The organism is Pseudomonas sp. Ost2 (assembly GCF_018326065.1).
GTDB classification, from domain to species: Bacteria; Pseudomonadota; Gammaproteobacteria; order Pseudomonadales; family Pseudomonadaceae; genus Aquipseudomonas; species Aquipseudomonas gingeri.
In genome coordinates this window covers 1,406,986-1,430,742 of record NZ_AP021904.1, presented here as the reverse complement: position 1 = coordinate 1,430,742, position 23,757 = coordinate 1,406,986, and the positions used below count along the sequence as shown (strand labels likewise).

Annotated in this window: 22 protein-coding genes; 6 read left to right on the top strand and 16 right to left on the bottom strand. The window is 63.3% G+C overall.

What is annotated here, in order from left to right; translation table 11 throughout:
• Positions 1-77 precede the first annotated feature (77 nt).
• Positions 78-767, top strand: a complete 690-nt coding sequence (locus KI243_RS06265) for a DUF4197 domain-containing protein (RefSeq protein ID WP_177085706.1) — start codon at positions 78-80, stop codon at positions 765-767.
• A 163-nt stretch (positions 768-930) separates the two neighbouring features.
• Here KI243_RS06265 and KI243_RS06260 read toward each other — a convergent pair whose 3' ends face one another.
• Together KI243_RS06260 and KI243_RS06255 are read right to left on the bottom strand one after the other, a co-directional pair.
• Entirely contained in the window at positions 931-3,996 is a 3,066-nt protein-coding gene (locus KI243_RS06260; RefSeq protein ID WP_212810620.1) for an efflux RND transporter permease subunit, read from the bottom strand.
• Between the two features lie 6 nt (positions 3,997-4,002).
• Positions 4,003-5,103, bottom strand: a complete 1,101-nt coding sequence (locus KI243_RS06255) for an efflux RND transporter periplasmic adaptor subunit (protein WP_042935715.1) — start codon at positions 5,101-5,103, stop codon at positions 4,003-4,005.
• A 93-nt stretch (positions 5,104-5,196) separates the two neighbouring features.
• Here KI243_RS06255 and KI243_RS06250 point away from each other — a divergent pair, with 93 nt between their 5' ends.
• Positions 5,197-5,832: a TetR/AcrR family transcriptional regulator gene (locus tag KI243_RS06250; RefSeq protein WP_177109057.1), complete on the top strand. Its 636-nt coding sequence runs from the start codon at positions 5,197-5,199 to the stop codon at positions 5,830-5,832.
• Positions 5,833-5,898: 66 nt separating this feature from the next.
• Here the strand turns inward: KI243_RS06250 and KI243_RS06245 are convergent, their stop codons facing one another.
• Positions 5,899-6,681, bottom strand: a complete 783-nt coding sequence (locus KI243_RS06245) for a class I SAM-dependent methyltransferase (RefSeq protein ID WP_177146710.1) — start codon at positions 6,679-6,681, stop codon at positions 5,899-5,901.
• A 92-nt stretch (positions 6,682-6,773) separates the two neighbouring features.
• Here KI243_RS06245 and KI243_RS06240 point away from each other — a divergent pair, with 92 nt between their 5' ends.
• The gene (locus tag KI243_RS06240) at positions 6,774-7,388 is read left to right on the top strand and encodes a hypothetical protein (protein WP_042935714.1); all 615 of its coding nucleotides are present in this window, start codon (positions 6,774-6,776) and stop codon (positions 7,386-7,388) included.
• Between the two features lie 28 nt (positions 7,389-7,416).
• On the opposite strand, the gene KI243_RS06235 is transcribed toward KI243_RS06240, so the two are convergent.
• The 6 genes from KI243_RS06235 to ppc form a co-directional block, all read right to left on the bottom strand.
• Complete coding sequence (locus tag KI243_RS06235) at positions 7,417-8,259, bottom strand: isocitrate lyase/phosphoenolpyruvate mutase family protein (protein ID WP_212810619.1); 843 nt, start codon at positions 8,257-8,259, stop codon at positions 7,417-7,419.
• A gap of 33 nt (positions 8,260-8,292) precedes the next feature.
• Entirely contained in the window at positions 8,293-9,162 is an 870-nt protein-coding gene (locus KI243_RS06230; RefSeq protein ID WP_017127095.1) for a DUF72 domain-containing protein, read from the bottom strand.
• Between the two features lie 13 nt (positions 9,163-9,175).
• Positions 9,176-9,475: a hypothetical protein gene (locus KI243_RS06225; protein WP_017127094.1), complete on the bottom strand. Its 300-nt coding sequence runs from the start codon at positions 9,473-9,475 to the stop codon at positions 9,176-9,178.
• Between the two features lie 245 nt (positions 9,476-9,720).
• Positions 9,721-10,395: a tRNA (adenosine(37)-N6)-threonylcarbamoyltransferase complex dimerization subunit type 1 TsaB gene (gene tsaB, locus KI243_RS06220; protein WP_212810618.1), complete on the bottom strand. Its 675-nt coding sequence runs from the start codon at positions 10,393-10,395 to the stop codon at positions 9,721-9,723.
• An 88-nt stretch (positions 10,396-10,483) separates the two neighbouring features.
• Complete coding sequence (gene adk / locus KI243_RS06215; protein WP_017127092.1) at positions 10,484-11,131, bottom strand: adenylate kinase; 648 nt, start codon at positions 11,129-11,131, stop codon at positions 10,484-10,486.
• 286 nt (positions 11,132-11,417) lie between these two features.
• Positions 11,418-14,048 carry a phosphoenolpyruvate carboxylase gene (gene ppc / locus KI243_RS06210; RefSeq protein WP_103033047.1) on the bottom strand — a complete coding sequence of 877 codons (2,631 nt, stop codon included), beginning with the start codon at positions 14,046-14,048 and terminating at the stop codon, positions 11,418-11,420.
• A gap of 236 nt (positions 14,049-14,284) precedes the next feature.
• Here ppc and KI243_RS06205 point away from each other — a divergent pair, with 236 nt between their 5' ends.
• The 3 genes from KI243_RS06205 to KI243_RS06195 all read left to right on the top strand — a co-directional run bounded on the left by KI243_RS06205 (position 14,285) and on the right by KI243_RS06195 (position 16,186).
• Entirely contained in the window at positions 14,285-14,629 is a 345-nt protein-coding gene (locus KI243_RS06205) for a hypothetical protein (RefSeq protein ID WP_017127091.1), read from the top strand.
• Positions 14,630-14,914: 285 nt separating this feature from the next.
• Entirely contained in the window at positions 14,915-15,337 is a 423-nt protein-coding gene (locus tag KI243_RS06200) for a DUF4398 domain-containing protein (protein WP_017127090.1), read from the top strand.
• Between the two features lie 57 nt (positions 15,338-15,394).
• The gene (locus KI243_RS06195; protein WP_177059290.1) at positions 15,395-16,186 is read left to right on the top strand and encodes an OmpA family protein; all 792 of its coding nucleotides are present in this window, start codon (positions 15,395-15,397) and stop codon (positions 16,184-16,186) included.
• Positions 16,187-16,379: 193 nt separating this feature from the next.
• On the opposite strand, the gene KI243_RS06190 is transcribed toward KI243_RS06195, so the two are convergent.
• The 7 genes from KI243_RS06190 to KI243_RS06160 form a co-directional block, all read right to left on the bottom strand.
• The gene (locus tag KI243_RS06190; protein ID WP_017127088.1) at positions 16,380-16,706 is read right to left on the bottom strand and encodes a hypothetical protein; all 327 of its coding nucleotides are present in this window, start codon (positions 16,704-16,706) and stop codon (positions 16,380-16,382) included.
• Positions 16,703-17,614 (bottom strand): alpha/beta hydrolase, encoded by a 912-nt coding sequence (locus tag KI243_RS06185; protein WP_177108774.1) that lies wholly within the window; start codon positions 17,612-17,614, stop codon positions 16,703-16,705. The genes KI243_RS06190 and KI243_RS06185 overlap by 4 nt, the downstream gene beginning before the upstream one ends.
• 175 nt (positions 17,615-17,789) lie before the next feature.
• The gene (locus KI243_RS06180) at positions 17,790-19,067 is read right to left on the bottom strand and encodes a flavohemoglobin expression-modulating QEGLA motif protein (RefSeq protein ID WP_212810617.1); all 1,278 of its coding nucleotides are present in this window, start codon (positions 19,065-19,067) and stop codon (positions 17,790-17,792) included.
• A gap of 50 nt (positions 19,068-19,117) precedes the next feature.
• Positions 19,118-19,834 carry a TetR family transcriptional regulator gene (locus tag KI243_RS06175; RefSeq protein ID WP_177085692.1) on the bottom strand — a complete coding sequence of 239 codons (717 nt, stop codon included), beginning with the start codon at positions 19,832-19,834 and terminating at the stop codon, positions 19,118-19,120.
• A 108-nt stretch (positions 19,835-19,942) separates the two neighbouring features.
• Positions 19,943-21,445, bottom strand: coding sequence for a lysine--tRNA ligase (gene lysS / locus KI243_RS06170; protein WP_017127084.1), 1,503 nt, complete (start codon positions 21,443-21,445; stop codon positions 19,943-19,945).
• A gap of 82 nt (positions 21,446-21,527) precedes the next feature.
• Positions 21,528-22,623 (bottom strand): peptide chain release factor 2 gene (gene prfB / locus KI243_RS06165; RefSeq protein ID WP_100221073.1). Its coding sequence is split into 2 segments (ribosomal slippage): positions 21,528-22,550 and positions 22,552-22,623, totalling 1,095 coding nucleotides; the frame shifts between segments, so codons are not numbered across the junction.
• 120 nt (positions 22,624-22,743) lie between these two features.
• Positions 22,744-23,757: a PleD family two-component system response regulator gene (locus tag KI243_RS06160; protein WP_017127082.1), complete on the bottom strand. Its 1,014-nt coding sequence runs from the start codon at positions 23,755-23,757 to the stop codon at positions 22,744-22,746.

Here is a 23,757-nt window from a genome sequence, read left to right as displayed (position 1 = left end):
TGCATCTGCACAGCCCTCGCGGATCCGTGTCGATGCCGCCCGGTCATTTCTTCACTTCTCGAATAAGGAAGCTTTCCATGCTCCGTCCTTCCCTACGCCTGGCAGGCCTCTGCGCCGGCCTGCTGATTTCTGCCAACGCCCTGGCCCTGTCCCTGGGCAGCCTTTCCCAGGGCGAAGCCTCGGGCGGCCTCAAGGACGCCCTGGCCCAGGGGGCCGTCGCAGCCGTCACGACGCTCGGCAAACCTGGCGGCTTCAGCAACAACCCGGAAGTGAAGATCGAACTGCCGGGCAAGCTGGGCAAGGTCGCCAGCAAGATGAAACAGTTCGGCATGGGTGAACAGGTCGACCAGCTGGAAACCAGCATGAACAAGGCGGCGGAGGCGGCCATGCCGCAGGCCCAGGCCCTGCTGGTGGACGCGGTGAAAAAGATGACCGTGACCGATGCCAAGGGCATTCTCACCGGCGGCAAGGACTCGGCCACCCAGTACCTGGACAAGACCAGCCGCGAACAGATCCGCGCCAAGTTCCTGCCGATCGTCAAGCAGGCCACCGACCAGGTCGGCCTGGCCAAGCAGTACAACTCGTTCGCCGGGCAGGCCGCGACCCTTGGCGTGCTTGATGCCAAGAGTGCCAACATTGAAAGCTACGTGACGGAAAAGGCCCTGGACGGCCTGTTCAAGATGATCGCCCAGAAGGAAGAAGGCATCCGCGCCAACCCGGCGGAAGCGGCCACCAGCCTGGCGAAAAAGGTGTTCGGCGCGCTCTGATCCCACCGATCGCTCCCACCCAGTGGGAGCAAACTCCGATCGTTCCCACGCTCCGCGTGGGAATGCAGCCCGTGACGCTCCGCGTCACAACAGCGGACGCAGAGCATCCAGCCAGGCGTTCCCACGCAGAGCGTGGGAACGATCTTCGACCCCGCGCAGCGGCTTATTCCGCGGTCTTCTTCACCCTGAACCAGCCGGCATACAGCGCCGGCAGGAACAGCAGGGTCAAGGCCGTCGCCACGATCAGGCCGCCCATGATCGCGACCGCCATCGGCCCGTAGAACACGCTGCGCGACAGCGGGATCATCGCCAGCACCGCCGCCAGGGCGGTCAGCACGATCGGCCGGAAGCGCCGTACCGTCGCCTCGATGATCGCCTGCCATTGCGACATGCCCGCACGGATATCCTGCTCGATCTGGTCCACCAGGATCACCGAGTTACGCATGATCATCCCCGACAAGGCGATAGTCCCGAGCATGGCCACGAAACCGAACGGCTGGCGGAACACCAGCAGGAACAGCGTCACGCCAATCAGCCCCAGCGGTGCGGTGAGGAACACCAGCGCCACCCGCGAGAAACTGCGCAATTGCAGCATCAGCAGGGTCAGCACCACCACGATGAACAAGGGCACCCCGGCGTTCACCGAGGCCTGGCCACGCTCCGAGTCCTCCACCGTACCGCCCACGTCCAGCAGGTAGCCATCCGGCAGTTCGGCACGGATCGGGTCCAGGGTCGGCATGATCTGCTTGACCAGGCTCACCGGCTGTTCCTGGCCGTAGATGTCGGCGCGGATGGTCACGTTCGGCAGGCGATTGCGGTGCCAGATGATGCCTTCCTCGAAACCGTACTCCAGCGTCGCGATCTGCGACAACGCCACACTGGCGCCGTTGTCGGTCGGCACCGCCAGGCTCGGCAGGGCCGACAGCTCGTTGCGCTCGTGCACGGTGCCGCGCAGCAGGATCTCGATCAACTCGTTGTCTTCGCGGTACTGGCTGACGGTCGATCCGGTCAGGGAGCTCTGCAGGAAGCGTGACAGGTTCGCCGTGCTCACGCCCAGGGCGCGGGCACGATCCTGGTCGACATTCAGATAGACCACCTTGCTCGGCTCTTCCCAGTCCAGGTGCACGTTGACCACATGGGGGTTCTCCCGCACCTTGGCCGCCACCTTGCGGGCCAGGGCGCGCACCACTTCGATATGTTCACCGGTGACCCGGAACTGCACCGGATAACCGACCGGCGGACCGTTCTCCAGGCGCGTGACCCGCGAGCGCAGATCCGGGAACTGCTCGTTGAGCGTGGCGATCAACCAGGTCCGCAGGCTTTCACGGTCCTCGATGGTTTTCGCCAGCACGACAAACTGGGCAAAGCTGGCCGCCGGCAATTGCTGGTCCAGCGGCAGGTAGAAACGCGGCGAACCGGTGCCGACATAGGCCACGTAGTTGTCGATGCCCGCATGCCCCTTGAGCAGGCCTTCCAGGCGCTTGACCTGATCGGCGGTGTTGCTCAGCGACGCGCCTTCGGCCAGCTTCAGGTCGACCATCAGTTCCAGCCGCCCGGAGGCAGGGAAGAACTGCTGGGGGACGAAGCGGAACAACGCCACCGAACCCACGAACAGCAGGACGGTCAGGACAATCACCGTCTTGCGCCGACGCACGCACCAGCCCACCAGGCGGCGCACCCGCTGGTAGAACGGCGTGGCGTAGGGGTCCGGTTGTCCCGCGCCATGCTTGGCGGCATGGATCTTCGCCAGGTCCGGTAGCAGTTTTTCCCCCAGGTAGGGCACAAACACCACGGCGGCGATCCATGACGCCAGCAGCGCGATGGTCACCACCTGGAAGATCGAACGGGTGTACTCGCCGGTCCCCGACTGCGCGGTCGCGATCGGCAGGAAGCCGGCGGCGGTGATCAGCGTCCCGGTGAGCATCGGGAACGCCGTGCTGGTCCAGGCGAAACTCGCCGCCTTGAGCCGGTCGAAACCCTGCTCCATCTTGATCGCCATCATTTCCACGGCAATGATCGCATCGTCCACCAGCAGGCCCAGCGCCAGCACCAGCGCGCCGAGGGAAATCTTGTGCAGGCCGATGCCGAGGTAATACATGGTGGCGAAGGTCATCGCCAGCACCAGCGGAATCGCCAGGGCCACCACCATGCCGGTGCGCACACCGAGGGAGAAGAAACTCACCAGCAGGACAATCGCCAGGGCCTCCACCAGCACCTGGACGAACTCGCCGACACCGGTCTTGACCGCCGCCGGCTGGTCGGAAACCTTGCTCAACTGCATGCCCGCCGGCAGGCTTTTCTGGATCCGCGCGAACTCGACCTCCAGCGCCTTGCCCAGCACCAGGATATCGCCGCCGTCGTTCATCGCCACGGCCAGGCCGATGGCATCTTCCCCCATGAAGCGCATGCGCGGCGCCGGTGGCTCATTGAAGCCGCGATGAATCTCGGCGATGTCGCCGATGCGGAAGGTGCGATCGCCGACCCGGATCGGGAAATTGCGTATCTCGTCGACGCTCTTGAAATTGCCGCTGACGCGCAGTTGCACACGTTCCGTCGGCGTTTCGAAGAAGCCCGCCGTGGATACCGTGTTCTGCTCCTGCAACGCCTGCTGGACCGCCGCCAGCGGCAGGCCGAGGGTCGCCAGCTTGACGTTCGACAGCTCGATCCAGATCTTCTCGTCCTGCAGTCCCAGCAGGTCGACCTTGCCCACGTCCTTGACCCGTTGCAGCTGGATCTGGATACGGTCGGCGTAGTCCTTGAGCACCGCGTAGTCGAAGCCGTCGCCGGTCAGCGCATAGATGTTGCCGAAGGTGGTACCGAACTCGTCGTTGAAGAACGGCCCCTGGATATCCGGTGGCAGGGTCTGGCGGATATCGCCGATTTTCTTCCGGACCTGGTACCACAACTCGGGAATCTGCGCCGAGTGCAGCGAGTCCCGGGCCATGAAGGTCACCTGGGATTCGCCCGGACGGGAGAACGACATGATCCGCTCGTACTCACCGGTTTCCATCAGTTTCTTTTCAATGCGCTCGGTGACCTGCCGCGAGACTTCCTGGGCCGTCGCCCCTGGCCAGTTGGTGCGGATCACCATGGCCTTGAAAGTGAACGGCGGATCTTCGCTCTGGCCAAGCTTGGTGTAGGACAGAGCCCCCACCAGCGCCAGCAATATCATCAGGAACAGCACGATCTGGCGGTTACGCAACGCCCATTCGGAAAGGTTGAAACCCATCGGGGACTACTCCTTGGCCGCCAGGTTGACCACGCGGTTGGAGCGATCCACCGGGCGAATCAGTTCGCCCTCATGGAGCACATGCACACCGGCCGCCACCACCCAGTCATTGGCCCCGAGGCCTTCGAGCACCGGCACGCTCTTCTCGCCGAAGGCGCCGACACGCACCGGGGTGCGCTTGAGGGTGTTGTCCGCCTGGACTTTCCAGACGTAGGTCGCGCCATTCTCGGCGGTCAGCGAAGACAACGGCACCGACAGCGGCACGACACTCGCCGCCTGGACGAACACCCGCGCGCTCTGGCCCAGCTCGGCGGGAGTTTTCCCGGCACTGAAGGCGATGCGCGCGGCGAAGGTCCGCGATTTCGGATCGGCTGCCGGCGACAGCTCGCGGATATGTCCGTTGAAGCGCTGGTCCGGCTGGGACCAGAGTTCGACCGAGACATCCTGGCCGACCTTGAACCGTCCGAAGGCCTGCTCCGGAAAACTGATCAGCACTTCGCGCTCGCCGTCAGCGGCCAGGGTGAAGACCGTCTGTCCGGCCGCCACCACCTGGCCGACCTCGACCTGGCGCTTGGCGACCACCCCGTCCTGGGGGGCGCGCAGCACGGCGTAGCCGGCCTGGTTGCTGGAGACGTCGAACTCGGCCTTGATCTGCCTGAGTCGCGCTTCGCCGGCACGGTAGGTGTTTTCCGCATTGTCATACTGCGAACGGCTGACCATCTGCCGGTCCAGCAGGGTCTTGTAGCGATCCCGCTCGGAACGCACCAGGCTCAGGTTGGCCTCGGCTGCCGCGACCTGGGCGCGGGTCGCTTCCAGTTGCAGGCGCACATCCTGGGGATCAAGCTCCGCCAGCGGTTGGTTGGCCTTGACCCGCTCGCCCTCCTCGACCAGTCGCCGGGTGACCTTGCCGCCGATACGGAACGCCAGCTCAGGTTCGAAACGTGCACGGACCTCACCGGGATAACTGTCCATGGCCTGGGCCGAGAGTTGCGGTTGAACCACCATTGCGGGACGTACAGTGACTTGGGCGGACTCTTCGTGACCACAGCCCGCCAGGAAAAAGGCTAAACTGACCGGCAACGCAAGGGGCAGGACATAGCGGAACATGGTGTAGGACCTTTCGCTAGGAATGCTCAGAATAATTATACTGGCTAGTATGGTATTAATACCAAACTGACCAGTCCAGTATTAAAGTGAAAAATGTCCGACAATCTTTCTGTGCCCAGCGGCCCCGGCCGCCCCAAGGACCTGGCAAAACGCCAGGCCATTCTTGACGCGGCGAAAGATCTGTTCCTGAGTAATGGATACGCCAGCACCAGCATGGACGCGGTAGCAGCAGCGGCAGGTGTTTCAAAACTGACGGTCTACAGCCATTTCAACGACAAGGAGACACTGTTCTCCGCCGCCGTGGTGGCCAAATGCGAGGAGCAGTTGCCCGAACTGTTCTTCGCCCTGCCCGTGGGTGTGCCGGTGGAATCGGTGCTGCTCAATATCGCCCGCGGCTTTCATATCCTGATCAACAGCGACGAGTCGGTGAACCTGCATCGGCTGATCATGGCGCTGGGCAGCCAGGACCCGAAGCTGTCGCAGATCTTCTTCGAGGCGGGCCCGCAGCGGATGCTCACGGAGATGGAGCGGCTGCTGAGCAAGATCCACCAGAGCGGCGCCCTGGACATCGACAAACCGCACAATGCCGCCGAGCATTTTTTCTGCCTGCTCAAGGGCGCGGCGAATTTCCGTCTGCTCTATGGCTGCGGCGCGCCTCTGAACGCCGAGGATAGCGAGGCGCATGTGCGCGAGGTGGTGACGCTGTTCATGCGCGCCTACAAGCCCTGAGCACAGGGCGACGGGACAACTGTCTTCGCGGCGGTCCGCAGTCCCGGCAAGCCCGCGAAAGGGCCCTCAGGGCTTCAGCGCTTTCTTCGGATAGATATCGTAGCGGCTCGACTTGCCATCCAGGGCATGGCTCGGTTTCGGCCCGACAATGCACGGCGCCTTGCGCGGACGCTTGACCACCACCCGGTGCGTGGCCAGCGCCAGCGCGGCTTCGAGCAACGCCGGGGCATCCGGGTCATCACCGACCAATGGCCGGAACAGGCGCATTTCCTTCTTCACCAGGGCGGTTTTCTCCCGATGGGGGAACATCGGGTCCAGGTAGATCACCTGCGGCGGCTCGCCCTCCCAGTCGCGCATCACCTCGATCGAGTTGCCCTTGAGCAGGTGCATGCGCGCAACGATCGGCGCCACATCGAAATCATCGAGGCCACGGGCCAGGCCATCTTCCAGCAACGCGCCGATCAGCGGCTGACGCTCGATCAGGCTCATCTCGCAGCCCAGGCTGGCGAGCACAAACGCATCCTTGCCCAGGCCGGCCGTGGCATCCAGCACCCGCGGGCGCACACCCTGCTGGACACCGACCGCCTTGGCGATCATCTGCCCGCTGCCACCACCGTACAGCCGACGGTGCGCCGCACCGCCCTCGACGAAATCCACCCGCACCGGGCCCGGCGCATCCGCCCCGAGCTGTTGCAACTGCAAGCCCTGCGCGCCGACCTGCAAGGCGAACTCCGCCCCGGGCTCCTGCAATGGCAGCCCCAGCCGTTCGGCCCACTGCTCTGCCTGGGGCTGAAACCCTTCGGCCAAGGCCTCGACTCTGATCCGTACGGCCGCTTGCTGCTCACTCATGAAAAACACGCTCAAAAATTTAATGATCGGCAAAAACTGCCGATAACAGAATGATCCAGCATTTTGCCAGAGCTGAGCGTCGACCGAGAGCTATGTCAGATATTCAACGCACATCCATAGGTTATCTATCGCCCGTCGGCGATTACGGCCTGCGAAATTCTCAAGCACTGAGCGGCGTCAGCCATCTGTGGCAGGATTTCTTTGCCCGGGCCATGGCCGAGCAGGTGGGTGATGCACCGAAGCAAGCCAGCGTCGAGCTGCCGGTCGATGGCCCGGTCGAACCGACCGCCGGCGCGCAAATGCTCGCGCAGATCGTCGATCAGCGGCAATGCGATGTCACCGATACTCCCGTTCGTCCACCTGAGCCGCTGTTCCTGCCCATCGCCGAGTTCGAGCTGGACCTGCTGAAAAAGCCCGCCCCGCCCTATCCGGACGACGAACTCGTCGCACAACAGCAACAACAGGATTTCGACAGCGGTTGGGTTCGCCCGATCGTACTCACCGCCGGTCAGCCACTGCCAGATCCTGGCGCGGCACCACAGCCGCGCCCGCTGCATCTGCCGATCGCCGAGTTCGAACTCGACCTGCTGGAAAAACCGGCCGTGCCGTTCGACGAACAGACACTGGCCCGGCAACAGAAAGAAATGGACTACGACCTGCGCTGGGCTCGCCCGCTGGTCGCCCACAACCTGCGCCTGGCGGCCTGAGTCGCCACTCCCCGTTTCAGCGCCGCCCTCAGTCCTTGAACATCTGGTTGATCTTGCCGAACGGTATCGCCCGTTCGGCGAAAGCGAAGGTCCCCTGCCCGCGAATCTCTTCGGCAGCCTGATAGAACGCCCCATACGCCGCCCGCGCCAACGCCGAACCGACGCTGATGCGCTTGACCCCCAGCGCACTCAAGTCCGCCACCGACAACGACACGCCGCCGGACATCAGGACATTCAACGGCTTGGGTGCCACCGCCTTGACGATCGCGCGAATCTCTTGCGGCGTGCTCAAGGCCGGCGCATACAACACATCGGCGCCGGCCTCGGCGAAAGCCTGCAGGCGGCGGATGGTGTCATCCAGATCCCGTCGGCCGACCAGGAAGTTTTCCGCCCGCGCCGTCAGCGTGAAGGCAAAAGGCAGGCTACGTGCAGCCGCCACCGCCGCTTCGACCCGTTCGACCGCCAGGGTGAAGGGATAGATCGGCTCCCCGGCATTGCCCGTGGCATCCTCGATGGAACCACCCACCAGGCCGACTTCGGCCGCCATCAGGATGGTCTCGGCACAACCGGCGGGACTGTCGGCAAAACAGTTCTCCAGGTCCGCCGCCACCGGCAGGGCCGTGGCCCGGACAATCGCCTGGGCATTGTCCAGGTTATCGGCGCGGCTGATCGCGCCCTCGGCATCCGGGCGCCCCAGGGAGAACGCCAGGCCGGCGCTGGTGGTCGCCAGGGCCTCGAAGCCCAGGGCGGCGAGCATTTTCGCCGAGCCGGCATCCCACGGATTGGGGATCACAAAGGCCCCGGCACGCTCGTGCAGGGCCTTGAAGGCCTGCGCTCGAATACTCTGGTGTTGAGAGGGTTGCGCGTCCATTGGTCGACTCCCGGCAGAAGAAACAGGTCGCCGTCAGAGCAAGCCCAGTTGCTCCACGGCGGGCTCTCTGTATAGCTCAGGCAGTGCCGGCAAGCCAGGCAAACGTACCATCAGGCGCTGGTGAAAACGCCGGGCCAGTTCCGGCGCCAGGCGATTGTCCGAAGTGTGCAGGAAGATATAAGGCGTCCGCCCTTCCTCGATCCAGCCGGCGATTTTCTCGATCCAGGGCGTGAGGAAGCTTTCATTGGCCGCCAGTTCCGGATGGCCGATGAAGCGCACCTGGGGAAATGCGGTGAAGGCCGCCGGACGTGGTGGCACCTTGGGCTTTTTCGACTGGGCGTGCAGTACCGAGGGTTCGGTCGAGGTACAGCTGAACAGCGCCCGGGGATCGAGGCAGATGCGCTCCACCCCGCGGTCCAGCAGCAATCGATTGAGCATCCGCTCGGCATCGCCCTTGGCGAAGAACTCCGGATGCCGGACCTCGATGGCCAGCGGTCGCTCCAGGCTGTCGATAAACCCGGCCAGTTCGCTCAGGCGATGAGGCGCGAAACTCGCCGGTAACTGCAGCCACAGCGGCGACACCCGCTCGCCCAACGGTTTGAGCAGTTGCAGGAAATCCTCGGCCGCCTGCGCCTGCTCGCGCAGGTCGCCACCGTGGCTGATATCCCGGGGAAACTTGGCGGTGAAGCGGAAATGCCCGGGCATGGTCTGCGCCCAGCGCTCCACGGTGCCGGGTGCCGGCCGCGCATAGAAGGTGGTGTTGCCCTCGACGGCATTGAAGACCTGCGAGTAGAGATCGAGGAAATCCGTCGGACGAGCGTTTTCCGGGTACAGGAATTCGCGCCAGGCGTTTTCGCTCCAGGAGGGACAACCAAGGTAGTAAGGCAGGATGGAACCGGTCATGACGCCGATTAGATCAGATATGCAGGTCGAGCCCCAGCACTTCCATATCCCATTCGACAAAACCGGCCGTGGTCAGGTAGCTGGCCAGGGCGGTCGCGACACTCTTGCTCATGGAGCGCGGGAAGATCATGTCCTGCGGGCGTGCCGGCAGGTTGGCCAGGCGACTGCCGGCGGCCTGGGCACGAGCGGCGACTTCCGACAGGTCGTCATTCTCGTTGTCCAGCAGCTCCTCGTCGCCATCGAGCACCACGCCAGCCTTGCGGGGCTTGCGCTTGATGGGGTAGGACTGTGATGAAACGCCGTCTATACGCATTGTGGCATGCTCGGTGTCGATGATGGCAATTTAGCAGTACGCGCCGTACATAGCTATTGCCCGAGTGATAACCAGACCACAGAACGTGGAAAAGGTTTTCACACAACGACATCAACCGGTGCAAAACATGACGGACGGCACATTTTTGACTGGTCGGCGTAGTTTTCAGGGTGATCGGCTTAACATCCAGTTTAGCCTGAAATTTAGGTAGCGCCGCCGGCTCCTCCAGGGGAACGCGCTCGGCCTCAACGGGCCTTCGGCGTGGCGACCTTGTCCCGCAGGTAGACCGGCTGCGCCTCATCGGCAACGATGGCTTCGCCACGGGCCCAGGCGAATCGCGCCAGGGTCAGCAGGTCTTCGGCATGGGGCAGCATGCCAGCATCCTGGCCGGTCAAGGCAACGTTGATCCGCTCGCCATAACCCCAGCCGGTGCCCGCACCGAACCACGGGCCGCTGGCAGCGTCCGGCAGGGCCACGACTTCCGGCGGCAGGACCGCTTCGGCACCGACCAGGCGCATTTCCCCGGCCACCTCGCGGTAGCAGCCCCAATACACCTCATCCATCCGCGCGTCGATGGCCGCCGCGACCTGGCTGGCGCCATGCTCGCGAAACGCCCGCTGCGCCAGCACCGCCAGGTTGGACACCGGCAACACCGGCCGCTCCAACGCGAATGCCAGGCCCTGGACCACACCGATGGCGATCCGCACGCCAGTGAAGGCTCCCGGTCCGCGGCCAAAGGCAATGGCGTCGACAGCCGACAGGGCGATGCCCGCATCGGCCAGCAACTGCTGGATCATCGGCAGCAGCTTCTGCGCATGCAGGCGCGGGATCACCTCGTAGTGGCTCGTGACCTTGCCGTCATGCAGCAAGGCAACGGAGCAAGCTTCAGTCGCGGTGTCCAGGGCCAGCAAGGTGCTCATCGATGTTTCCGTCAGGTCAGAATGAAAAAAGTGCGACAGTATAAACAACAACAGCCCGCAAGCGGGCTGTTGGAGAGGCCGGCGGCAATCAGCTCAGCGCTTCGAGCACCTTGCCGGTGATCGCTTCGACCGAACCGACGCCAGCGATGTGGCTGTACTTCGGCTTGCCCTGGGCAGCCGACAGCTTCTGGTAGAAATCCACCAGCGGCTTGGTCTGGGAGTGGTAGACCGACAGGCGATGACGAACGGTTTCTTCGGTGTCGTCCTTGCGCTGGATCAGCTCTTCGCCGGTCAGGTCATCCTTGCCTTCAACCTTTGGCGGGTTGTAGACGGTGTGATAGACGCGACCGGAAGCTTCGTGGACACGGCGACCGGCGATACGCTGGACGATTTCTTCATCGTCGACGGCGATCTCGACCACGTTGTCCAGCTCGACACCGGCATCCACCAGGGCTTCGGCCTGCGGAATGGTGCGTGGGAAACCGTCGAACAGGAAACCCTTGGCACAATCGGCCTGGGCGATACGGTCCTTGACCAGCGCGATGATCAGGTCATCGGAAACCAGGCCACCGGCATCCATGATGCCCTTGGCCTTGATGCCCAGCTCGGTGCCGGCCTTGACCGCGGCACGCAGCATGTCGCCGGTGGAGATTTGCGGGATGCCGAATTTTTCGGTGATGAACTTAGCCTGAGTGCCTTTACCGGCACCGGGAGCTCCCAGCAGAATGACGCGCATCGATGTGCTCCTCAATTTTTTATTTAGAAACGCTCGGATTCGCCTCGTGGGGCCAATCTCAACAATAGGGTGATGGCCGCCCAAACGGCCAAAGGCTGATCAAGATACACAGCCGACCGACCCCACACAAGCCGCCGAAAGTCGCAGTAACCGCTGCCATCATGACACCTGAAACCCGGTATCCCGAGTCGCAACCCGGCAACAAAGTGTCGCCACACAAAAACGACCGCCCGTGACCGGGCGGTCGTTCCTGTCCTGCCATCGGCAGGCGATGATTCACAACACCTTAGCCGGTATTGCGCAACCCGGCGGCGATCCCCGCCACAGACACCAGTAAAGCCTGTTCCAGAGGGCTGTCCTGGGCGCTTTCCTGGCGGCGCGAACGGGCCAGCAACTCGGCCTGCAGCAGGTGCAGCGGATCCAGGTAGGTGTTGCGCAGGCGAATGAATTCAAGGGTCTCGGGACTGTGGGCGAGCAGTTGCGACTGGCCGGTCAGACCCAGCACCACCGTGCACGCCTGCGACAATAGGTCGCGTAAGTGCACACCCAACGGCAGCAGTTCGGCCTCCACCAGACGTTCGTCGTAGGACCGCGCAATATCGCTGTCGGCCTTGGCCAGGACCATTTCCAGCATGTCGATGCGCGTGCGGAAAAACGGCCACTGTTCGCGCATCTGCCCCAGCAGTTCGCCTTCGCCACGCTCCAGCGCCTTGCGCAGGGCCGCCTCCCAGCCGAGCCAGGCCGGCAGCATCAGGCGTGTCTGGGTCCAGCCGAAAATCCACGGGATCGCCCGCAGGCTTTCGATCCCACCGGCCCGGCGCTTGGCCGGGCGACTGCCCAGTGGCAGACGGCCGAGTTCCTGTTCCGGGGTCGACTGGCGGAAATACTCGACGAACTGCGGATTGTCCCGTACTTCGGCGCGGTAAGCATTGACGCCGTCCGCGGCCAGTTCGTCCATCAGGCTGCGCCAGGCCGGTTCCGGCGGTGGCGGCGGCAGCAGGGTGGCTTCGAGCACGGCGGCCAGGTAGAGATTGAGGTTCTGTTCGGCGATGTCCGGCAGGCCGAACTTGAAGCGGATCATCTCGCCCTGTTCGGTAGTACGGAAACGCCCCGCCACCGAGCCCGGCGGCTGCGACAGGATCGCCGCATGGGCCGGACCGCCGCCACGCCCGACGGTACCGCCGCGGCCATGGAACAACAGCAGTTCGACCTGCTGCTCCCGACAGATCTCCACCAGCCGCTCCTGGGCCCGGTACTGTGCCCAGGCCGCCGCCGTGGTGCCGGCGTCCTTGGCCGAGTCGGAGTAGCCGATCATCACTTCCTGCGGTCCTTGCAGGCGCGAACGATAACCGGGCAGCAGCAACAGCCGTTCCATGACCGGACCGGCATTGTCCAGGTCGGCCAGGGTCTCGAACAACGGCACCACGCGCATCGGCCGCAGGACCCCGGACTCCTTGAGCAACAGTTGCACCGCGAGCACATCGGAAGCCGCGCCCGCCATGGAGATCACATAGGAACCCAGGGAAGCCGCCGGTGCCGCCGCGATCTCCTTGCAGGTCGCCAGCACTTCGGCGGTGTCCGCCGAGGGCTTGAAGTACGCGGGCAGCAGTGGCCGACGATTGGCCAGTTCGCGCATGAGGAAGGTCAGGCGCGCGTCTTCATCCCAGTCTTCGTAGCGACCCAGGCCCAGGTAGTCGGTGATCTCACTCATGGCGGCGGCATGCCGCGACGAGTCCTGGCGAACATCCAGGCGCACCAGGAACAGGCCGAAGGTCACCGCCCGCCGCAGGCAGTCGAGCAAGGGTCCATCGGCGATGACGCCCATGCCGCATTCGTGCAGGGACTGATAGCACAGTTGCAGCGGCTCCAGCAGCTCGCGGTTGTTCTGCAGGACCTCGTCCGGGGCCGGCTGCGTCACCGCCAGCGAAGCATGGGCCCACTGGCGGGTCGCCCTTAGCCGTTCGCGCAGTTGCTTGAGCACCGCGCGATAGGGTTCGGCGCTGTCGCCGGCCTGGGCGCGCAAGGCCTCGCTGGCCTGCTGCATCGACAGATCGGCGGCCAGCTGGTCGACATCGCGCAGATACAGGTCGGCGGCCATCCAGCGCGCCAGCAACAGGACTTCACGGGTGACCTTGGCGGTGACATTCGGGTTGCCGTCGCGGTCGCCGCCCATCCAGGACGCGAAGCGAATCGGCGCCGCCTCCAGTGGCAGATGCAGGCCGGTGGCGGCGTGCAGGGCCTGGTCGGCCTTGCGCAGGTAGTTGGGGATCGCCTGCCAGAGGGAATGCTCGATCACCGCGAAGCCCCACTTGGCTTCATCCACCGGCGTCGGCCGGGTCCGGCGGATTTCCTCGGTGTGCCAGGCCTCGGCGATCAACCGTTGCAGGCGCTGGCGGATCTGTTCGCGCTCGGCAGCGGTCAGGTCACGGTGGTCCTGCAACGCCAGTTGCGCGGCAATGGCATCGTATTTCTGGATCAACGTGCGCCGGGCCACCTCGGTGGGATGCGCGGTGAGCACCAGTTCGATGTCCAGGCGCCCCAGTTGTCGCGCCAGGGCCTCGGCGCCATGGCCTTCGGCGCGCAGGCGGGCGAGCAGCTCCGGCAGCACTCGCGATTCGAACGGCGCCGGTTGCGACTCGTCACGCCGGTGGATCAACTGATACTGCTCGGCGATATTCGCCAGGTTGAGGAACTGGTTGAACGCCCGGGCCACCGGCAGCAATTCGTCGTCACCGAGGTCACCGAGGCTGGCGCTCAACTCGGCACTGGCCGAATCGCTGCGATCGGCCTTGGCGCTCTTGCGAATCCGCTCGATCTTGTCGAGAAACTCATCGCCGTGCTGGTCTCGGATGGTATTGCCCAACAGTTCACCCAGCAGGTGAACGTCCTCACGCAAACGCACATCAATATCGGACATCGGCAGGCTCTCCGGCGGACTCTGAGACGGTTCCAGAGCCCAAGAGTGCACCACAGCGACGAAGCCTTACAAGCCGGGCGATCGATTGCCCGGCGACAAAAAATTCCCCGCTGAACCTGGCCGCCTGCAGCTAGTCTGATAATTAGGCCCTACCCGGGCTGACCGCCGGCCCTGCCTTGACGCCAGCCCGGCCACTCATCAATACCCGCCACCAGCGGGTGCGAATTGAGGTCGCCATGAAAATCCGCGAGCTAGCCCAGCACTGGGAAGAGAATGCCAAGGGTCGCCTGACCGACAGCGGCTACGCCGTTCACCTCGACGTGGAAGCCGCCGCCCGCCTCGCCGCGATTACCGAGATGTACCCCAAGCGCAGCCCCGAAGAGTTGCTGGGGGAATTGATCGGTGCCGCCCTGGAGGAACTCGAAGCGAGCTTCCCCTATGTCCAGGGCCAGCATGTGGTCGCCACCGACGAAGAGGGTGACCCCCTTTATGAGGACGTCGGCGCAACCCCGCGTTTTCTCACGCTATCGCGTCGCTACCTGCACGATATGGCCTCCCGGGCCGATGAGCCAAAGCACTGACACCTCACCGCTGCCTCCCCTGAAAGCCCCGGTATTCCTGACTCCAGCACGAGTCGGGGATACCGCTGCGCGTCGCCAAAGTTCAGTTTTTCTGCATTGACCGATCGATCAGTATTTTTTTCGGGCGATTAGCCATCCCTGCTGAACTATTCAAAAAAGCCTCGGGTCACAGCCAGTAGCCATCACCGGAACAGCTGCTGTAAAACGCCCCGGCCGAGACGGCGGGATCGATGCTGAAGGCCTTCGGGACCGTGATGGGTATTGATGTTTTTCAGGAGTTATCCAATGGAGTTGAAGACCATGAAGACCAGTACTGCCACATCCACGTTTAACCACCTGCGCGGGCTGAAACTGGCCGCGCTGGCCCTCGGCACCAGCTTCATCCTGGCCGGTTGCGCCGGGAACCCGCCGAGCGAGCAGTACGCGGTGACGCAATCTGCCGTCAACAGCGCGGTCAGCGCCGGAGGCACCGAATACGCCGCCGTGGAAATGAAATCGGCCCAAGACAAGCTCAAGCAAGCCGAACTGGCCATGCACGACAAGAAATACGACGACGCCCGACGCCTGGCCGAACAGGCCGAATGGGATGCCCGTGTCGCCGAACGCAAGGCCCAGGCCGCCAAGGCCGAACTTGCGCTGAAGGATTCCCAGAAAGGGGTTCAGGAACTGCGTCAGGAAAGCCAACGCCCCGTGCAACCGGCGCAATAAGCCCGGCACCGCTTCGCGCAACCTGAAGTTTCAACGGATAGAAAAGGACCAGCCATTATGCGTAAACAATTGATGATCCCAGCCCTTCTGGCTCTGAGCGTAGGTCTTGCGGCCTGCTCATCGCAGCCGAACGCCAACCTGGAACAGGCCCGCACCAACTTCTCCGGCCTCCAGGCCAACCCACAGGCAAGCAAGGTCGCGGCCCTGGAAACCAAGGACGCCAGCGACTACCTGGACAAGGCCGACAAGGCCTACCAGAACCGTGAAAACGAACAGACCGTCGACCAGTTGGCCTACCTGACCAACCAGCGGGTGGAAGTGGCCAAGCAGACCATCGCCCTGCGCACCGCCGAGGCCAACCTGAAAAATGCCGCGGCACAACGGGCCCAGGCCCGCCTGGATGCCCGTGACGCGCAGATCAAGCAGTTGCAGGACAGCCTCAACGCCAAGCAGACCGATCGCGGTACGCTGGTGACCTTCGGTGACGTGCTGTTCGCCACCAACAAGGCCGACCTGAAGTCCAACGGCCTGGTCAACATCAACAAGCTGGCGCAGTTCCTCCAGGAAAACCCGGACCGCAAAGTGATCATTGAAGGTTACACCGACAGCACCGGCGCGGCGTCCTATAACCAGAGCCTGTCCGAGCGTCGTGCGACTTCGGTCCAGGTGGCCCTGATCAAGATGGGCGTGGATCCTTCGCGCATCGTCACCCAGGGTTATGGCAAGGAGTATCCGGTGGCGGATAACGGCAGCGTCTCGGGCCGGGCCATGAACCGTCGCGTGGAGGTGACCATCTCCAACGACAACCAGCCGGTGGCACCGCGTTCTTCGGTCAGCAGCGCCTACTGACCGGTTGCACCGTCCATGAAAAAGCCCTGCCTGATGCGATCAGGCGGGGCTTTTTCGTGGGCGGATGACGATTGAGATCGTTCCGAGGCTCTGCGGGGGAATGCAGCCCGTGACGCTATGCGTCACAAAGCGGACGCGGAGCGTCCAGGGAGGCATTCCCACGCAGAGCGTGGGAACGATCAGTTAGGATCGGTTACTGCGCAAGCTTCGGCGTTTCCTGGCCCATGCAGCGCACCGCCTGCTTTCGGTCGTTGACCAGCACACCGGTCAGGCCCTTCTGCTCGGTGTCGAACAGGACCAGCACGCCATCGATGCACTGCGCGACTTCGTTCGCCGGGGTCAGGGAGACTTTGTAGTCTTCGCCAGGCACGGTCTTGAGCATGGTGAACTGATTGAGCAGCAACGCATCCTCCGGCTTGGCGAAATGCAGGTAGCCGTAGTACCACAGGCACGCCACCGTGCCGATGATGCTGCAGATACCGGTGATGATCAGGGGAATGGCGTTGCGTTCTTCAGTCATTGCGGATTCTCGGGTTCACTATTCGAATTCGGGACAGCGGGATAATTCGGGATCTCGCCCAACCGGCGCAGGCCGTTGAAATGCTGCGGATCCTCGAGGTAGCGCAACATCACCTGGCGCCAGGTCGGGTCGGCGAAGGTCTGCACATGACCGCCACGGGTCAGTTGTAACACCCGCGGCGGCGGCGCGGCCTGATACAGGACAATACCGTTGGTCAAGGGCACCAGCGGATCGTCGATACTCTGGAAGATCAGCTTAGGCACCCCGCCCAGGCGCGGCATGGCGTTGATCGCGCTGTCGCTGTCCGGCACCAGCCAGGACAACGGCACCTGGAAGGGCCAGGTCAGCCAGGAACCCGCCAGGGCGAAGCGTCCGACAGAGCGATAGCTGGCCGGCACGCCATCGAGCACCAGAGCCTTGAGGCGGGACTGGTAGGCCGGGTGTTCGACCAGATAATGCACCGCCATCGCGCCCCCCAGGCTCTGGCCCAGGACAACCAGCGGCCGGCCTTGTACCTCGGGAGCCGTCTGTAGCCACTGGAACGCCGCCTCGATATCCTGGTAGACCGCTGGCAGGCTCGGTTCGCCGGCGGACAGGCCGTAGCCGCGATAGTCGATCAGCAGCACCTGGTAGCCCTGCTCCGGCAACCACCAGCTACCGCCCAGGTGCATGGACAGGTTGCCGCCATTGCCGTGCAGGTGCAGCACCGTGCCCTTGACCGGCACCCCGGCCTTGGCCGGCAGCCACCAGCCGCGCAGGCGGGTGCCATCGGCGGTCGTCAGGGTGATATCGCGGTATTCGAGATGGGCCTTGTCCGGCGTGAACGGCAGGCCGGGCTCGGGATAGAACAACAGCGAACTGCAACCGCCGAGGGTCAGTAGCAGGCAAAGGATGCCGAGGATTCTCATCCGTTTGAAACCTCGTGAGCTAGTCAACGCGGATAACTGCAGGAGCCGGCTTGCCGGCGATAGCGGTGTTTCAGCCCCGAAGCGGTCAACTGTAAGATCGCTATCGCTGGCAAGCTAGCTCCCACAAGGATTGATGTTGCCGTTGGATTGATGTTGCCGTTGGATCGATGAAACCTCACAGGATATTGGAGTAATCCGCCTCGATCCGGTCCAGGCTCAGGTGATTCAGGAAGTTGCTGAAGCACATCCAGGCCGACAGCGCGTTCATGTCCCGGAACTGCTCCGGCAGGTACTTGGGCGGCACCACCAGGCCCTCGTCCACCAACTGGCGCAAGGTGCGCATGTCTTCCAGGGTGGTCTTGCCACAGAACAACAGCGGCACCTGCTCCAGCTTGCCTTTGCGCACGGCCAACTGAATGTAGTTGTAAACCATGATAAAGCCCTTGAGGTAGGACAGGTCCTTGGTAAAGGGCAGCCCCGTCGGCGTCGATCCGCGGAAGACCCGACTGGCGTTGCCGTAGCTTTCGGCCATCTCGAAACCCTGCTCGCGGAAGAACTCGAACACCTGCAGGAAGTCGGCGCCCTGCTCCACCATGTCGATGGCCCGGGTGCGGTTGGTCAGCTTGCGCAGGCGGCTCGGATAGGAAGCGAAGGTGATGATTTCCATCAGGATCGCCAGGCCTTCCTGGGTCACCGTCGACGAGGGCGGGCCCTTGGACAGGAAGGTGCAGATCGGCTGGTTCAGGCCGTTGAGCGTGGTGCCGACATGCACCAGGCCTTCGTGGACCTCCAGCGCGCGGACATCCCGCGAGTTGAACAGCGCATCGGCGCGGATCTTGATGTAGTCGGCACCGGCCGCCGCGTCGGCGACGATCCCATCGGACTCGAACACCCGGATGGTTTCCTCGGCCTCGCCGAACACCTTGTTCAGGCGGCTCTGCAGCAGGCCGACGGCATCCTTGGCGGTCAGGGTCTTGGGTTCGTCCTTGAGGTCGCCACGGCCATCGATATTGTTCAGGTAGTCGGAGAGCATCAGCCCCAGGTCGGCCAGGGTCGGATCGCCGGCATGGAAGGCATCGGAGGCGGCGCCGTAGAGTTCCTGCGAGATCAGCCCGAAGTCGGCGGTGCCCCGCGCTTCGAGCATCCGCACGACCATGCGGTACTCCTTGCACATGCGCCGCATGATCTGCCCGACCGGGTTGAACTGGCCGAGCTGGCGGGTGATGTCGCGCTCGATGTTCTGGAATTCCAGCTTCACCGCGCCGGAGTCGAACGACAATGGCCGCGAGGTGTAGTACTCGCGATCCACCGCCGGCATTTCCTTGCCCTTGGCCTGGAGAAAGCCCTTGCGGATGTTCTCGTCCCACTTCACCGCGTCGAGCACACGAATCGGTGTCTGTGCCAGCACTATGCGGTCGGACAGGCTGCGTATCGTCTGCTGGTAATCGTCCAAGGAAAACTCCTGATCATTGCTTCGGTGACTGCCTGTGCACTCGCTACAGCCTAGACGGACGCCAGCACCAGATGCATGTAACGGGTGAGGATCCCGAGCATGTCCTGTTCCGCCTCGGGGCCCGCCTCGCCGAGAAGGCCCTGATATTCCATCCGTCCGATAATCGCCGTCAACACTTTGGCATCCTGTTGTGGCTCCCTGGAACCCAGGACCTGGAAAAACTGGCAGGTGCCCTGCAGCAGAATCTGCTGGTGGGAACGTACCAGCACCGCCAGGCGCGGATTGAGCAGGGCCTCCTGGCGAAACGCCTGCTCGGCCATCAGGTGCTCGCGACGGTTGTGCAACTGGCGCTGGATATAGTCGGCGGTCATCCGCGCGATATCGTCGGCCAACTGGGCCCGCGACGCCGCACTGCCATCACCGTAGGCAACCATCTCGCGCAGCAGGCCTTCGTTGTTTTCCCACAGCTTGGCCATGAAAGCCGCGCTGCGCTCGACATACTGGGCGAAGGTGTCGGTCAGCAGGTCATCGATGTCCTTGAAATAGTAGGTGGTGGCCGACAACGGCACACAGGCCTCGGCCGCCACCGCGCGGTGACGCACACCCCGTACGCCATCACGCACGACGATGCGCATCGCTGCGTCGAGAATGTCCTGTCGCCGTTGCTCACTGCCCTGTCGGCTGGCCTTGCGTCCCTGGTACTGGACGCTTTCAGCTACCGCGGTGGCGATGCCAGCTGCGCCCTTTTGAGCCATTGCACGGTTCACGACAGGTATCCCTCACAGATCAAAGACAGGTGAAATCAGAATCAGTACGCTAGTGCCACACAGGCAATAAAAAGCCGCCTGGTAAAGGCGGCTTCTTGTTCAGCATAGTCAGGCTTGGGGCCGCATATGCGGGAACAGGATCACGTCACGGATCGACGGGGCGTTGGTGAGCAACATCACCAGGCGGTCGATACCGATGCCTTCACCGGCCGTTGGCGGCATGCCGTATTCCAGCGCACGGACGAAGTCGGCGTCGTAGTGCATGGCTTCGTCGTCGCCCGCATCCTTCTCGGCCACCTGGGCCTGGAAGCGCTCGGCCTGGTCTTCCGCGTCGTTCAACTCGGAATAGGCGTTGGCGATTTCACGACCACCGATAAACAGCTCGAAACGGTCGGTGACGTTCGGGTTCTTGTCGTTGCGACGCGCCAGTGGCGAGACTTCGAACGGGTATTGAGTAATGAAGTGCGGCTGCTCCAGCTTGTGCTCGACCAGTTCTTCGAAAATCATCACCTGCAGCTTGCCCAGGCCTTCGAAGCCGAGCACCTTGGCCCCGGCCTTCTTGGCGATGGCGCGTGCCTTGTCGATGTCCAGCAGGTCGTCGGCGGTCAGTTCCGGGTTGTACTTGAGGATCGAATCGAACACCGAAAGGCGGGCGAAAGGCTCGCCGAAGTGGAACACCTTGTCGCCATACGGCACGTCGGTGCTGCCGAGGACGGCCTGGGCCAGCTCACGGAACAGCTCTTCGGTCAGGTCCATGTTGTCTTCGTAGTCGGCGTACGCCTGGTAGAACTCCAGCATGGTGAATTCAGGGTTGTGCCGGGTCGACACCCCTTCGTTACGGAAGTTGCGGTTGATCTCGAACACGCGCTCGAAGCCACCGACCACCAGGCGCTTGAGGTACAGCTCCGGCGCGATGCGCAGGTACATGCCCATGTCCAGCGCGTTGTGGTGGGTTTCGAACGGCTTGGCCGCGGCACCGCCAGGGATGGTCTGCAGCATCGGCGTTTCCACTTCCATGAAGTCGCGCTTCATCATGAAGTTACGGATATGGGCGATGACTTGCGAACGCACGCGGAAGGTCTGGCGGACTTCTTCGTTGACGATCAGGTCGACGTAGCGCTGGCGATAACGGGTCTCGGTATCGGTCAGGCCATGGTGCTTGTCCGGCAGCGGACGCAGCGACTTGGTCAGCAGGCGCACATCGGTCATTTCGACGTACAGGTCGCCCTTGCCGGAACGGGCCAGGGTGCCTTCGGCGGAAATGATGTCGCCCAGGTCCCAGGTTTTCACCGCGGCCAGGGTTTCTTCCGACAGGGTCTTGCGGTTGACGTAGACCTGGATGCGCCCGGACATGTCCTGGATCACCATGAACGAGCCACGGTTGAGCATGATGCGACCGGCAACCTTGACCGGGATCGCTGCCTCTGCCAGCTCTTCCTTGGTCTTGTCCGCGTACTGCTTCTGCAAGTCTTCGCAGTAGGCGTCGCGGCGGAAGTCGTTCGGGAAGGCGTTGCCCTTGGCACGCTCGGCGGCAAGCTTTTCCTTGCGCAGGGCGATCAGGGCGTTTTCTTCCTGTTGCAGGGCTTGCGGGTCGAGTTGTTGGTCGCTCATGTCTTCAGATTTTCCATCACAGGTTCGTTGCCCCCGGCCTGCGGCCGGGGATCGCCAGCAAGCCGGCTACCACAGTAGTGTCTTACAGCCCTTGCTTGAGGCTGGCCACCAGGTATTCGTCGATGTCGCCGTCCAGCACCTTGTCGCAATCGCTGCGCTCGATGTTGGTCCGCAGATCCTTGATCCGCGAGGCATCGAGTACGTAGGAGCGGATCTGGTGACCCCAGCCGATATCCGACTTGGTCTCTTCCAGGGCCTGGGAAGCGGCGTTGCGCTTCTGTACTTCCTGTTCGTACAAGCGTGCCCGCAACATCTTCATCGCGGTGTCCTTGTTCGCATGCTGGGAACGTTCGTTCTGGCAGCTGACCACGGTGTTGGTCGGGACGTGGGTGATCCGTACCGCCGAGTCGGTGGTGTTGACGTGCTGGCCACCGGCACCGGAGGAACGATAGGTATCGATCCGCAGGTCGGCCGGGTTGATGTCGATTTCGATGTTGTCATCGATTTCCGGCGACACGAAGACCGCCGAGAACGACGTGTGGCGACGGTTGCCGGAGTCGAACGGGCTCTTGCGCACCAGGCGGTGCACGCCGATCTCGGTGCGCAACCAGCCAAAGGCGTATTCGCCCTTGATATGCACGGTCGCGCCCTTGATCCCGGCGACTTCGCCGGCGGACAGTTCCATGATGGTCGCGTCGAAACCGCGCTTGTCGGCCCAGCGCAGATACATGCGCAGCAGGATGTTGGCCCAGTCCTGGGCTTCGGTGCCACCGGAGCCGGCCTGGATATCCAGGTAAGCGTGGTTCTGGTCCATTTCGCCGCTGAACATGCGACGGAACTCCAGTTTTTCCAGGGCCTCGCGCAGGCGCTCCACTTCGGCGGCGACGTCGTCCACGGCGCCCTGGTCTTCCTCGGCGGCAGCCATTTCCAGCAGGTCGCGGGCATCGGCCAGACCGCTGGACATTTCATCCAGGGTCTCGACGATCTGGGCCAGCGCAGAGCGCTCGCGTCCCAGGTTCTGTGCGTATTCGGGGTTGCTCCAGACAGCCGGATCTTCAAGCTCGCGATTGACTTCGGTCAGGCGCTCATGCTTTTGATCGTAGTCAAAGATACCCCCGAATAGTTTCGGAGCGCTCGGACAGGTCCTTGATACTGTTAAGGATCGGGTTGATTTCCATGGCGGGCAGCACTCGTCGGTGAACTTTTGAAAGCCGACGAGTATAACCGAATTGTAACCATCCAGGCAGCCCGCTTGGCGGGGTGGAGGCCGCCACGGGATCAATTTTTTCTCCGGCCGCTCATTCCCCCTGGCCGATCCCCACCTGATTGCGCCCGTTGTTCTTCGCCGAATACAGCCCCTTGTCCGCCGTCGAGATCAGTTCGCGGCAGTTGCTGCCCTGTTGCGGCGTCATGGTCGACAGACCGATGCTGATGGTCAGCACGGAGCCCTCGCCCGGCATATTGTGCGGAATCTTCAGGCCCGCCACGGTCTGGCGCAGTTTTTCCGCCACCAGCCGCGCCCCGCCCTGGGACGTATTGGGCAGCACCAGCGAGAACTCCTCGCCGCCGTAACGCGCCGGCAGGTCCGACGGTCGGCTGCTGGCCTCGCGAATCGCTTCCGCCACCTTGCGCAAGGCCTCATCGCCTTCCAGGTGACCAAAGCTGTCGTTATAGGACTTGAAGTAATCCACGTCGATCATCAGCAACGACAGTTGCGTCTGCTCGCGCTGCGCCCTTCTCCATTCCAGCTCCAGGTACTCGTCGAAGTGCCGGCGGTTGGACAGCCCGGTCAGGCCGTCCGAGTTCATCAGGCGCTGCAGGACCAGGTTGGTGTCGAGCAACTGCTGCTGGCTGACCCGCAGGGCACGATAGGCCGCATCGCGCTGCAACAGCATCATGTAGGAGCGCGAGTGGTAGCGGATACGTGCCACCAGCTCGATGTTGTCCGGCAGCTTGACCAGGTAGTCGTTGGCCCCGGCGGAAAACGCCGCGCTCTTGATCAGCGGATCTTCCTTGGTGGACAGCACGATGATCGGGATGTCCTTGGTCGCCGGGTGATTGCGGTATTCGCGCACCAGGGTCAGGCCGTCGAGACCCGGCATCACCAGGTCCTGGAGAATCACCGTCGGCTTGATCCGGATCGCCTGGGCGATGGCTTGATGAGGGTCGGCGCAGAAATGGAAATCGATATTGGTTTCCGAGGCCAGGCCGCGCCGTACCGCTTCGCCGATCATGGCCTGGTCGTCGACCAGCAGCACCATCGCGGCGTTCTCGTCCGTGGGTTTGAAGCCATCCAGTTGTAAATCATTCAT